11 protein-coding genes are annotated in these 13,389 nt (G+C 43.2%); 7 read left to right on the top strand and 4 right to left on the bottom strand.

Annotated elements, in window-relative coordinates; translation table 11 throughout:
• Positions 1-191 precede the first annotated feature (191 nt).
• Positions 192-5,816, top strand: a complete 5,625-nt coding sequence (locus H6G96_RS17745) for a PAS domain S-box protein (RefSeq protein WP_190912673.1) — start codon at positions 192-194, stop codon at positions 5,814-5,816.
• A gap of 218 nt (positions 5,817-6,034) precedes the next feature.
• Here H6G96_RS17745 and H6G96_RS17750 read toward each other — a convergent pair whose 3' ends face one another.
• The 3 genes from H6G96_RS17750 to H6G96_RS17760 form a co-directional block, all read right to left on the bottom strand.
• Complete coding sequence (locus H6G96_RS17750; protein ID WP_190733752.1) at positions 6,035-6,517, bottom strand: hypothetical protein; 483 nt, start codon at positions 6,515-6,517, stop codon at positions 6,035-6,037.
• Positions 6,518-6,643: 126 nt separating this feature from the next.
• A complete protein-coding gene (locus H6G96_RS17755) occupies positions 6,644-7,150 on the bottom strand; it encodes a hypothetical protein (RefSeq protein WP_242063305.1) in 507 nt (168 codons plus the stop codon).
• Positions 7,151-7,308: 158 nt separating this feature from the next.
• A complete protein-coding gene (locus H6G96_RS17760; protein WP_190912675.1) occupies positions 7,309-7,761 on the bottom strand; it encodes a cupin domain-containing protein in 453 nt (150 codons plus the stop codon).
• A gap of 202 nt (positions 7,762-7,963) precedes the next feature.
• On the opposite strand from H6G96_RS17760, the gene H6G96_RS17765 reads away from it, so the two are divergent.
• Together H6G96_RS17765 and H6G96_RS17770 are read left to right on the top strand one after the other, a co-directional pair.
• Positions 7,964-9,529, top strand: coding sequence for an ATP-binding protein (locus H6G96_RS17765; protein WP_190912676.1), 1,566 nt, complete (start codon positions 7,964-7,966; stop codon positions 9,527-9,529).
• A gap of 106 nt (positions 9,530-9,635) precedes the next feature.
• Positions 9,636-10,007, top strand: a complete 372-nt coding sequence (locus tag H6G96_RS17770; RefSeq protein WP_190912677.1) for a response regulator — start codon at positions 9,636-9,638, stop codon at positions 10,005-10,007.
• A gap of 38 nt (positions 10,008-10,045) precedes the next feature.
• On the opposite strand, the gene H6G96_RS17775 is transcribed toward H6G96_RS17770, so the two are convergent.
• A complete protein-coding gene (locus H6G96_RS17775; RefSeq protein WP_190912750.1) occupies positions 10,046-11,068 on the bottom strand; it encodes a tRNA-dihydrouridine synthase family protein in 1,023 nt (340 codons plus the stop codon).
• Between the two features lie 389 nt (positions 11,069-11,457).
• Here H6G96_RS17775 and H6G96_RS17780 point away from each other — a divergent pair, with 389 nt between their 5' ends.
• The 4 genes from H6G96_RS17780 to H6G96_RS17795 are packed head-to-tail and all read left to right on the top strand — an operon-like array spanning position 11,458 to position 13,373.
• Positions 11,458-11,808, top strand: coding sequence for a metalloregulator ArsR/SmtB family transcription factor (locus H6G96_RS17780; RefSeq protein ID WP_190912678.1), 351 nt, complete (start codon positions 11,458-11,460; stop codon positions 11,806-11,808).
• Positions 11,792-12,289: an SRPBCC domain-containing protein gene (locus H6G96_RS17785; RefSeq protein ID WP_190912679.1), complete on the top strand. Its 498-nt coding sequence runs from the start codon at positions 11,792-11,794 to the stop codon at positions 12,287-12,289. The genes H6G96_RS17780 and H6G96_RS17785 overlap by 17 nt, the downstream gene beginning before the upstream one ends.
• Before the next feature lie 59 nt (positions 12,290-12,348).
• On the top strand, positions 12,349-12,813 hold the full coding sequence (locus H6G96_RS17790; RefSeq protein WP_242063306.1) for a VOC family protein: 465 nt from the start codon (positions 12,349-12,351) through the stop codon (positions 12,811-12,813).
• 56 nt (positions 12,814-12,869) lie between these two features.
• Entirely contained in the window at positions 12,870-13,373 is a 504-nt protein-coding gene (locus tag H6G96_RS17795; RefSeq protein WP_190912680.1) for an anthrone oxygenase family protein, read from the top strand.
• The last annotated feature ends 16 nt before the right edge of the window (positions 13,374-13,389 follow it).

The following is a 13,389-nucleotide window of genomic DNA, read 5'->3' on the forward strand; positions in this document are numbered from 1 at the left end:
TAGGGTATTGGGGAGTGGGCATTCGTTATTTCTTCCCTCTACTTATCTATGATGCTGATATCTGTATTATTGCTGTAAAAGTTGAAGCTAATATGTATTTTTGCTGTAGCTAAATATCCTAATAATCAACTAAAGTTACAATCGCTATACCAAGTTGTTATATCTATCCAGGAGAAGTTAAGAAGTTGGTGATGAGCGCTAAACAATTGGAGCAGGTAAAGCAATTGCAAACTACCCTCACCAAAATGGAAGTAACATTAGGTGCGATCGCTGATGCTGTAGTCTGGGTAGGAGGAGATCGACACATTCAATGGTGCAATCCTAGCTTCGAGCGTTTGGTGAATCAACCCCATAACACTGTCTGCGGCGCAAAGCTAACTGACTTACTACCATTAGCACAAGCAAGACAACCAGTTGGTTTACCAGTCTATCCTGATGTGCGGATACTCAATGGTGAATATGAAACAGCAAATTACCAGTTCCAGCAGTGTGAGCGGACTTTAACACTACAAATTTCCGGTAACTGTACCGGACTGAGTGATGATCAATGTGCAATACTGGTGATTCGGGATATCACGCTGGCACAACAAACTCAAGAATCCCTGCAAGAGATTGAGGAGCGTTTGCAGACATTAATTAACGCTACACCCGATATTATCTGTTTGAAGAACGGTGAAGGAAAATGGTTGCTATCAAACCAGGCTAACCTAGAATTTTTACAGCTACAAGGCGTTGATTATCAAGGTAAAACAGACTCAGAACTAGCAGAATTTAGCAATTTTTATCACGATGCTTTGATCAACTGCGACAAAACAGATGAACAAGCTTGGCAGATGGGATGTGTGCATCGGGTAGAAGAAGTTATACCCCGGCCTGATGGGACAGTGAGCAGTGTAGATATGATTAAAGCTCCCCTATTTCACCAGGATGGTAGACGCAAAGCTCTGGTGGTTTTAGGGCGAGATTTGAGCGAACGCAAACAAACTCAAGTTGCTTTAGAAAACTCTTTATCTCTTTTAAGCGCTATCTTTGAATCGATTCAAGATGGTATCTTAGTAGTCGATAGCTTAAGTAATATCACTAGTTACAACCAAAAGTTCTTAGAAATGTGGTCAATTCCACCAGAACTTTTGACAGAACCAGATCATCCTAAGCGGTTGGCGTATCTGGCAAATCAGTTAAAAGAACCGGGTGTGTTTTTGCAACGAGTCCGAGAATTATACTCACAACCTGAACTAGTTAGTTACGACTGCTTAGAACTGCAAGATGGCAGAATATTTGAGCGATACTCCTGTCCTCAGCGCATCGGCGAACAGATTATTGGTAGAGTGTGGAGTTTCCGTGACATCACCCAACGCCAAAGGGCAGAAGAAGCACTACGACAAAGTGAGTTGCAATACCGTACTATCTTTGAAGCTATTAATGATGGAGTCTTTATTACTGACATGGAAACCGAAACAGTTGTGGAACTTAATCCCGCTGCTTGTCAGTTGTATGGTTACACTTACGAAGAATTAATTGCTTTGCATCCATCAGCCTACATTCACCCAAACTCACATTCAGTGTTCCGTGAGTTTCTTGAAACAACGCGAACTGGTGGGCAATTTTATGGACAAGCAGTCGATATCCGCAAAGATGGCACTTTGATCGATGTGGAAGTTACAGGAACGACTTGCATTTACAATGGCAAACAACACATCTTGGTAATGGTGCGGAATATTACCGATCGCAAACGCACTGAGGAAGCATTACGACAAAGCGAAGTACAGTATCGCGATTTGGTACAAACAGCTAACTGCATCATTCTGCGTTGGGACAGTAACGGTAACATCATATATTTAAATGACTATGGTCATAAGCTTTTTGGCTTCGATACTCAAGAGATTACAGGACGCAATGTTGTCGGTACAATTGTCCCTGAAACCGAAACTTCTGGGCGCGATTTACAAACATTAATGGTTGATATTTGTCTACACCCAGAAAACTATTTATTTAATGAAAATGAAAACTTATGCAAAAATGGCGATCGCGTCTGGATAGTCTGGGCAAATAAACCCATATTAGATGAACAAGGAAACTTAATCGAAATTCTTTCAGTCGGCACTGATGCCACAGAACGCAAACGCGCCCAACAAGCTCTCCAGGAGAGTGAATTAAAGTTCCGTACTATCATCGAAAATGCCAATGACCTGATATTTGTCCTCACCCCAAGCGGAACCTTTACCTATCATTCACCTAATGTAACTCCAATTTTAGGATACAGCCTGGCAGAAGTGGAAGGCCATTCTATGATGGAGTTCGTCGATCCTAAAGATTCAACAATTAGTATGTCAGCCTTACAAAGGAGTGTGGCTGGAGAAAAGCTGACTGATATTGAGGTGCGATTAAGACACAAAGACAGCAGCTGGCGATGGTTCAACTTTAACACTTCGACAATCAATACTCCCAGTGATGGAATTGCGATCGCGGGTGTGGGACGCGATATTACAGAACGCAAGCAAGCAGAAGAAGCTTTGCGTCGTAGTGAAATGAAATACCGCAACATCTTTGAAAATTCCCAAGTGGGGATTTTCCGCACCTGCCAAAAAGATGGATTGATTATCGATGCTAATCAACGTGGTGCTGAAATATTAGGTTTTACCTCTGCTGCTGACTTAGTTGGCAAGTATTTTACAACTGATTTATATGTCAATCCAGAAGATCGCAAGCGGATGTTAGCAGAGTTAGAAGAGGAGGGGGAAGTTGGCAATTTTGAAGTAGCACTGCGACGCTTGGATGGATCTGTTGTTTGGGTACTGTTGTCACTCCGTCTCAACGCAGAAGAATCTTGTTTGGATTCTGTTTTTACAGATATTAGCGATCGCAAACAGCAAGAACAAGCTTTACGCTTAATTGTTGAGGGCACAGCAGCGAAAACAGGTGATGAATTTTTCAATTCTTGCGTTCGTTACCTTGCTGAGGTATTGCAAGTTCAATACGCCCTAGTTACTGAGTTTAGTGATGAGCTAAAAACTAAAGTTCGGACTTTGGCATTTTGGTGTTGCGGGGATATTGGCGATAACTTGGAATATGATTTGCGCGGTACTCCTTGTCAAGAAACCTTGGAAGGCAACTTATGTCACTATCCTCAAGGAGTACAAGCTGCTTTCCCCGAAGATGCAGATTTAGTGAGAATGAATGCCGAAAGTTTTCTTGGCGTTCCTCTTACCAGTTCATCCGGGGAAATCATCGGACATATAGGTGTCATAGATGTCAAACCAATGCACCACGATCCTGGGCGAGAAATGATTTTCAAAATCTTTGCTGCCCGTGCCGGTGCTGAATTGGAACGCAAACAAGCAGAAGCAGCCCTACAGCAAAGTGAGTTAAAGTTTCGCACTATCGTTGAAAAGGTCAACGATATGCTGTTTGTCATCAATCCTGATGGGGTATTTAACTATATTTCTCCTAATATATTGAACACTACCGGATTTGCCCCCAGCGAAATGGAAGGTCATTCCTTAGCATTGTTTACTCATCCCGATGATGTGCCAATATGTTTTGAAGCCGCCCAAACTATCCTCGCAACAGGTGAGGGAATTTCGGGAACTGAGTACCGCGCCAAACATCGAACTAAAGGCTGGGTTTGGCTAACTGCTAATGCAGTCCGCACACAAGATGCCCAAGGTAATTTTCAGATTGTGGGTGTAGCTCGTGATATTAGCGATCGCAAACAAGCAGAAGAAGCTTTGCAACGTCGTACCCAAGCAGAAAGTTTGCTCAGTAGTATTTCTCGGCAATTTATTGACCAAAATTTAGAAACAGCAATTAATTTTACACTTCAAGCGATCGCTCAGTTTATTAGTGCCGAACACAGCTGTATCTTTGAATTATCCGAAGATCAAAGCCGATTCGACCTCATTCATGAATGGTGTAGCGAAGGTGTCGAGCCATTGATTGCTCTTGCCAAAGGATCACCTGTTGAAAGTTTTCCCTATTTTTATGCTCCTATCCTTCGTGGCAACCATATACAAATCTCTTGTGTAGCAGAACTGCCGCCTGATACAGCAGAGAAAAAGCTATTTGAAAGAATGTCGTTTCAGTCTTTAGTTGCTGTACCCATGCTTCACTCTGGCAAAGTAGTTGGATTTGTCGGTACAGCGATGATTCACTTGTGTAAAACCTGGAGTCAAGAGGATGTGAATCTATTAAAGCTGATAGGTGAAATAATTGCGATTGGTCGAGCCAGACATCAAGCAGAAGAAGCACTGAGAATTGCCAAAGAAGCCGCCGAAACTGCCAACCGAGCTAAAAGTGCTTTCTTGGCTAACATGAGTCACGAACTCCGCACACCTTTGAATGCCATCCTGGGTTTTTCCCAATTAATGGAGCGAGATACTAGCCTCAAATCAAATCAGCGTGAATCTTTAGCTACTATTAACCGCAGTGGAGAACACTTGCTCAATCTGATTAACGATGTCTTGGAAATGTCCAAAATTGAGGCTGGACAAATCACTTTCAATCCTGAAGACTTCGACCTTTATCTGTTGTTGCAAACATTACAAGAGATGTTCCAGGTAAGGGCACAAGCAAAGCAATTATTTCTCAAGTTTGAAATGGCTGCCAATCTCCCCCGTTACATCCAGACAGATGAAGGTAAGCTCCGCCAAGTCCTGATTAACCTTTTGGGTAATGCCGTCAAATTTACTCAAACAGGGGGAGTAACCTTACGAGTCAGATTAGGGAGTGGGGAGCAGGGAGCAGGGAGTGAAAGTAGAGGCGCAGAGGAAGCAGGGGAAGTAGAGGAGGAAGAACTATTGACCCCTGCCTCATACCCCATGCCATGCCCAATGGCCCATGCCCAATGCCCCATGCCCAATACCCCATCCCTTCACTTTGAAGTCCAAGACACTGGACGGGGGATAGCACCAGAAGAAATGAATAACCTGTTTCAGCCTTTTGTCCAGACAACAAGTGGTATCCAAACCAAGGAGGGAACTGGACTAGGATTAACTATTAGCCGTCAATTTGTGCGGTTACTGGGAGGTGATATTCACTTGACAAGTAGCCTTGGACAAGGATCTATTTTTAGCTTTGACATCCAAGTGAATTTAGCCGCAGCTTTGAAACCTACACCAAAATTAAGTAAAGGACGTGTGATCAAGCTGGCAGCAGACCAACCATCTTACCGGGTTTTGGTAGTGGATGACCGCAAAGAAAACCGCGATTTAATTGTGCAACTTCTTGGTAGCATTGGCTTTGAGATTAAGGCTGCCAATAATGGACAAGAAGCGATCGCAATGTGGCAAACTTGGCAACCTCATCTAATTTGGATGGATATGCGGATGCCTATAATAAACGGCTACGATGCAACTAAAGAGATTAGAGCTAAGGAAAGAAATATAACTACAAATCACCGCACCGTGATTATTGCCCTAACCGCAAGTGCTTTTGAAGAACAACAGGCAAGTATTTTAGCCGCAGGTTGTGACGATTTGGTTCGCAAGCCATTCCGGGAGCAGGTGATTTTTGAGAAAATGGCTGAATATTTGCAGGTGCGTTATATCTGTGCAGAAGAAAGCAGTGAAGATGCAACAAACAACAACTTAGAGAATATTCAATCTTCCATCTTGGATCTTCGCTCTGCAATTACCGCTATGCCTAGCAAATGGTTAACAGAACTTAATCAAGCAGCCGTTGAAGTGGATGCTGAAAGGATTTTCCAACTAATTGAGCAAATTCCCCAAACTCATTCTGCTTTGGCAGAAAAGTTGGCACATTTAGTCCGCAGCTTCTGCTTCGATGAAATTATCGACCTAACGGAAGATAATTCGTAATATCATGTCCAATAAAGAGTGAAGCGTGTAATTTGTAGGTTCTAATCTCTAGAAATTATATTATGCCTGCATAATTAGTTATGTTAACCACAGTCATTACACCCCACCCCCAACCCCTCCCCGCAAGCGGGGAGGGGAGACAAAGCGTAGCTTTGGCGGGGTGGGGTTCTTCGGGTTTAATAGGCAATCAAGCGGAGATGATATTACACGCTTAAATATTAATTTGTTGCTAAAGCTGGTTCTGCCAAAAAATATTTCAGATTTTCTTGCTGAGTGGCAAATTTCAAATACTGAGATGCCATTTCTGGCGTTAACAATTCAATCATTAATCTGTTTTCCACCCAAAACTCAATTACATCAAAGAAAGAATCGCGGTTACAGCGCACTACACGCCAACCTTCACGGACACCGATTTGTTCAATTTCTTTCTGGCTAATGGGCACAGAAATAGCTGCATGAATATCTGTATAAATAGAGGTAATTGCAGTACGGATAAATACGCATTCTTCATCATTTTCACCAGGTTCAATTTGAGAGCCTAAAGGATAGAGTTCAATGGCTGTACCGTATTCATCAAAAGGTATAACCATATAACTTCCTGGGTTAGGAGGAAAAGGAACAGCTTGTGCTTTTAAGATTTCCGCCAGAACTTGAGCAACATGGCTGGGGTTTCTAACAGCAATTGAAATATGGTGAATCATGGAATGACCTCAGTTCGATATTTTGTAGATTAAGAAACAATCGGGGAGAACTAGGGGAGGCAGGGGGAATAGGGGGAGCATAATCAAGCGTAATTAGGGTTCTATGCAACTTAAATGCTCATTAACTTACTTAGGTCGCCCGTAATGAGATCGACTCTTGCCATCGGAGGTTGCAAGCACCAGAACTTGCTGCCCGTAATCGTTCGTCTCAATCGACCACTCGTAAGTTTCAGGCTTTGCTGTATTGCGGCTGGAGTAGGTGCGCCTGCTATTGCAGATTTGCCCTTTGGATGTGCTGTCGCTAGGTTGGAAAGTTAGGCGTTGAGCCTCAATCTTAACTTTGCCCTTTTCCTCTATGAAAAGGTTGGATGCACAGTTGTAGGTGTTGATTTGAAGCAGCCGATTTCGCTTGTAATTACCGTCAGATGCAAGTTGAAATTGATCGCTTGAACCATTTGGGGCTGCTGACTGCCCTGTGTAGCTGTCTTGGTATTGGATAGACGAGATTCGACCGTACCGCCATTCGCCCTGGAGTTCGGCAGGCACTCCAGTACCGTTTTTACCCGCCTGGCTCGTGCTTGCGTACAAAACAAGGCTAGCGGTGAGTCCCAAACTCAGGACAGCTTTTGGCATCGAATAGAGTTGCTTGTTTGTTATTGAGTACATAAGATTTTTGCAGAAATAGATTTATTTACCAACGAAAGTGATTTATAACGCAAAGTCTGCGTGTTTATATATAGTCATTCCCATTAGGGGCGCATCTCTGTGCGCCCTGCATCCAAATGAAAGGTTCACGCAAGAAACTGCAATCCATATTTGTTCAAAACAGGCTGTACTTTTTCCATGTTTAGCGATGAACTATCTGCTACTTGACCCATTTCTTCATAAAAGTTTTTTGCGCCTTTAGGTGAAACTAAAACCAAAAATTTAGCATTAGCAGAACGAATCTTGAAGGCGTGTGGTGCATTGTGAGGAATGTTAACGAAAAATCCTGGTGATGCCAAAATTGTTTCTGTACCAATTTGGATATCTAGTTCACCTTCTAGAATATAAAATGCTTCTTCCCAAGGGTGAGTATGCAATGGTGGCCCATTTCCTTCTGTATCTGTAAATTCATAAATTGTCCAAGCTTGATTTGTATCTTCACCAGTTGCTTTTATGGTAAATTGTCCGCCAAGAATTGAGAATTGATTACCTTCTCCTGGTGCAATAATGGTTGGTTTACGTATAGTTGAACTTTGCATACAAGTTACTCCTTGTTGTGTAATTTGGGAAGTGTGAGCCACAAACTTGATTTGATGTTTGTAAGATTAGAAATTAATCGGGGAGAACTAGGGGAGATAAATGGGTAATTGATATTTTTTTGTAACTGATTATTAAGACACTGAACTAAGGTTAAAATCTCTAGGAATAATTAGTAGCTTTCTGGCTAAAGTCGATATTGCCATGCCTAATGAACCGCTCAACTTGCCTAAAGCAGATATACTGGTGATTGATGATACTCCAGAAAATCTGAACCTCCTATCTGCCATGCTGACGGAACAGGGATATAAAGTTCGGAGTGTAACTAAAGGTTCTACGGGGTTACGGGGAGCAAATGCTGTCCCGCCCGACCTGATTTTGCTAGATGTGAATATGCCTGAGATGAATGGGTATGAAGTCTGCCAACAGCTGAAGGCAAGCGATCGCACCCGCGAAATTCCGGTAATTTTTATCAGCGCTTTGGGTGATGTGCTGGATAAGGTGAAAGCGTTTGCAGTTGGCGGGGTAGATTATATCACTAAGCCTTTTCAACTAGAAGAGGTTTTAGCACGCATTGAAAATCACTTGACGATTTGGAAACTGCAACAACAACTCCAAGCTCAAAATGAGCGGTTGCAGCAGGAAATTTCTGAACGCACCAAAGCAGAAGAGAAGTTTGCTAAAGTTTTTCGCTCTAGTCCCAATCCGATTGCGATCGCCACAATTTCGGAAGCTCGTTTTATTGATGTTAATCCCAGTTTCTTAAAAATGAGCGGCTATTCTTTAGAGGAAGTAATTGGAGATACCGCAAATGAACTTAATTTGGGTAAAAACACAACCGCGACGTCTAACGACAAGCCGCTAGGTGTCTACACTCAAACAATTCAACTTTTGCCGGAAACTGGATCACTGTATAATCTAGAATTTGAATTTTCTACTAAGTCTGGAGAACTCAAAACTATACTGATATCTCTCGAATTGATTGACTTAGGTGGAGTACCCTGTGCTTTATTAATTGCCAATGATATCACCGAACGTAAACGTCTAGAAAATGAATTTATCTCTTTAGTTAGTCATGAATTGCGTACACCTTTAACTTCCACAATGGGAGCATTAGATTTATTGGGTTCAGGACAACTGGGAACTCTGAGCGAACAGGGGCAAAAAGTCTTGAGCATTGCCACCACTAATACTGAACGCCTAATTCGTTTGGTAAACGATATTCTCGATTTAGAACGGATGAAATCGGGCAAAATCTTCACGCGTAAGACAAAGTGCAACGCCGCAGACTTGCTAATTATGGCAACGGAAGCAATGCAAGCAATGGCAGATAAATTACAAGTCAGACTGATTATAAATCCTGTAGAAGTTGAACTTTGGGCAGACCCCGATCGCCTCTTGCAAACCCTGATTAACTTACTAAGCAACGCTATTAAGTTTTCTGAACCAGGCGATACCGTATGGATAAGTGCTACTCTCTCAGAATCTAGAAGCGTTGAGTCTGAAGAAAATCAGCCTTCATTACCCAAATATCTTTTGATTACTATCCAAGATGAAGGGCGAGGAATTCCTGAAGATAAATTGCAAATAATCTTCGAGCGTTTTCAGCAGGTAGATGCATCCGACTCTCGCAACAAAGGAGGAACAGGTTTAGGACTGGCTATTTGCCGAAATATTGTCCAGCAACATAACGGTAAAATATGGGTTGAGAGCATTTTGGGTAAAGGTAGCACTTTTTATGTACTGTTACCTTTACCAGCTTTGCAATAAACGGCTTCTAAGTGCTTAATTCTCCCCTAATTTTCCCCGATCTGGCTTTAGAATATCTCAAGAGCGATCAAGCAAATCAACACGTAGATCGTGCAAAAGTATCAGTATGAACAGAAATATCTTGATTGTTGATGATGAAGAAGATGTGCGGGCGATCGCAAAGTTGGGATTAGAAATGGGTGCTGGTTGGAACGTGTTGACTGCTTGTTCTGGTCGAGAAGCGTTGAATATAGCCACCAACTCTACACTTGATGTCATTTTACTAGATATGATGATGCCTGATATGGATGGGCGTGCCACTCTGCAACAACTGAAAGCTAACCCTGGCACTAAAAAAATTCCAGTAATTTTATTAACAGCCAAATTCCAGCAATCAGATCGAGAGAGTTTTACTGATTTGGATGTCGCTGCTATTTTTGCCAAGCCTTTCCGTCCATTGAAACTGGCAGAGCAAATCAATGAAGTACTGGGGATTTAACCTGACTTTGATGAACGACATTAGTTAAATGACCCGTGTTATACGCCTAAATATGGTGCTAAGGCTAAAGTTTTCGTCAGATCAGCAAGGAGAACGCGATCGCAGAGGTTAAACATTTCTACTTCTGTCTGTGTCTGTCGCATCAGCCGCAGGAAATGACCTTTAGTGTCAACACTCAGCGCAATGTAGTTGAGGAACATTTTGAGGTAGCCTACACGCGATCGCTCTGGCATACTTGTTGCGGTTGGGGTCTGCCATAAACGATCAATATAGTTGCGTACCTCCACTAAAGGAACGGGCGCGATCGGCTCTCCTCGCAAAGCCTGGCGAATTTGACTAAAAATCCAAGGATTCCCGATCGCCCAGCGTCCCACCATTACACCTGCCGCGCCCGTTTGAGAAAGCACTTCAAGAGTAGTTGTCGCAGAGTAGATATTGCCATTGGCCAGCACTGGACAATCGACTCGTTTCACCGCTTCAGCGATCAAATCATATTTCACTGCCCCGTGGTACATATCTTTCACCGTGCGACCATGCAAACTCAGCAAATCAATGCTGTGGCGATTGATCATATCTAAAATTTCGTAAAAGGTATCTGTATTTTCAAAGCCTACGCGCATCTTGACAGTCAAAGGTCGATCGTTGACTGCCTGCCGTAGTTCTTCCAAAATCCGATCCACTTTTTCTGGTGAGAGTAGCAATCCACCCCCAACATTTTTGCGATAGATTCTAGGTGCTGGACAACCCATGTTCAAGTCAACTCCAGCGATATTATAGTTGCAGAGTTCCTTTGCTGTTCTTACTAAGTCTGGAATGCTTTCGCCAATCATTTGAGCAAAAACAGGGCGACCCGTGTCGTTTTCAGTAATTGCTGCCAAAATGCTACGATTGAGCCGTGAAGTATCATTCACGCGGAAATACTCGGTGAAAAAGTAATCAGGACTGCCGTAGTGGGCAATGACCTTCATAAACCAGAGATTTGTTACATCCTGCATGGGCGCAAGAGCGGTGAGAGATAGGTCTTTCTGGAGTGCTTTAGGGAGCAATACCTGGGACGACATGGAGATGAGAGCGTTTCGACAAAGCATTACTATATCAAAAAATGGTTACTAAGATTTCACCCATGTTTAGGTTGAGCAACTAATTGGTTTAAAATTGCCAAACATTGCTTTGGCTTACATTGTTTTAGGCAAGGGACTTTCTTAGTGGTCTGGCAAGGGAACTTTGCTGAGTTTATGGTAAGAAATTCAAGTTCTTTTCTTCTTTTGCCCTCTGCCTTTAAAGCGATGGGATATTTTTTTTGCAAGTCCCTAGTGATATATCGCTTATTGCTGGTGAACGTAACCCGCTCACGCTAGCTACCAAATTCAAATCATGGTCAAGTCAATGCTTGACATTCTTCAATAGTATATTTAAACTATTAGTTAATTAACCGAACGGTTAAATAAAAATGTCTACCGATCAACTGAGCGTCACCTTTTTTGCACTTGCCGATCCTACCCGGCGTGCAATTCTAGCTCACCTCGCTAAGGGTGAGGCATCGGTGACTGAGTTAGCCAAGCCTTTTAAAATGAGTCTTCCAGCAATTTCCAAGCATCTCAAGGTACTGGAGCGTGCTGGACTGATCACGCGGGGGCGTGAGGCTCAATGGCGACCTTGCCAAATCAAAGCACAACCGCTCAAGGATGCAGCGGATTGGATTGAGCAATATCGCCAATTTTGGGAACAGAGACTTGATCGGCTGGATGATTACCTACAGGAATTACAAACCCAGGAGAAACAAGATGAGCAACAAAAATGATTCCATTGATGCTCAATCCCAACGCGAGATCGTCATTACCCGTGTCTTTAACGCGCCGCGAGAACTTGTGTTTCAGGCGTGGACTGATCCGAAACACATAGTGCAGTGGTGGGGTCCGAAAGGCTTCACGACCCAGGTGGTTGAACTGGATCTTTGTCCGGGCGGTAAATGGCGCTATGTCATGATTGGCCCAGATGGCACGGAGTACCCGGCTAAAGGCATCTTCCGCGAAATCATACCTTTTGAACGGATTGTTACCAGTGATGAATTTGATGAAGGTTTTGAAAAGGTCATGAACGTTGATTTGCCAAAGGGAATAGTTATGACGGCGGTTTTCGAGGATTTAGGCAGCAATACCAAGCTCACACTCCGAATTATGCATGAGTCTGCCGAGGAACGCCGAAAACATGAAGAGATGGGGGTCATTGCAGGGTGGAACTCCAGCTTTGACTGCCTCGACGAGTTCTTGACGAAAGCTTGAGTCTTTCATGTCACGGATTAAATGGTCTAGCAATCTGCATGAAATGACTCAACCGGAATATGAGCATTGCTTTGCCGATATTTAATACAGGCAACGAATTTTCAAAAGGAGAAAATATGGCTACTAAAATCTTCGTAAATCTGCCAGTAAAAAACCTCAATTGGTCTATGGAGTTTTTCACTAAACTTGGCTTTAATTTTAATCCCCAATTTACTGACGAGACAGCTACCTGCATGATTGTGAGCGATGACATATTTATTATGCTATTGACTTACGATAAGTTCCAGACTTTTACTCCCAAAGAAATTTGTGATGCAACAAAAAACACAGAAGTGCTTGTGTGTCTGTCTTCCCAGACCCGAGGAGAAGTTGATGAAATGGTTCGCCTTGCAGTCGCTGCCGGTGGAACAACCTACAATGAACCGCAAGACCACGGTTTTATGTATGCACATGGGTTTGCTGACCTAGATGGCCACATTTGGGAAATTATCTATATGGAGCCAAGTGCAATCAACCAAAGTTAAAAATACTTCCGGTCAATGAGCTAACAAGTCGTTGGGATTGATTTATAGGAGGTTCTGTGACAACTTTTGACTACTCGCTTTTCGCATTGGAACTTTTGGCAGCGCTCGCCTGTGGGTTGATTGCTGGAGTCTTCTTTGCTTTCTCGACCTTCGTAATGAACGCCCTTGCCCGACTCCAGCCAGCGCAGGGTCTTGCTGCCATGCAATCCATCAATATCACGGCTATCAATCCGTTGTTTATGACGGTGCTATTTGGAACGGCTGCGGCTTGTATTTTTCTGGTTATATTTTCACTGTTAAGGTGGCATCAACCTGTTTCTGCCTATTGGCTCCTTGGCAGCCTGCTCTATCTCGTCGGCACGTTAGGCGTGACTATCGGATTCAATGTGCCACTCAACGATGCGTTGGCGAGAGTAGAGCCGGGTAGCACCATCGGCCTGAATTTATGGTCTAGCTACCTTACCAACTGGACAATCTGGAATCACATTCGTACAGTGTCGGCGCTTGCCGCAGCTGCATTGTTCACTATCGCACTCTGCTATAAAGCTGTGCAATCATAATCTTGGTGTAGCCCTA

Origin of the sequence: Nostoc sp. FACHB-892, assembly GCF_014698795.1 — a bacterium.
GTDB lineage: Bacteria > Cyanobacteriota > Cyanobacteriia > Cyanobacteriales > Nostocaceae > Nostoc.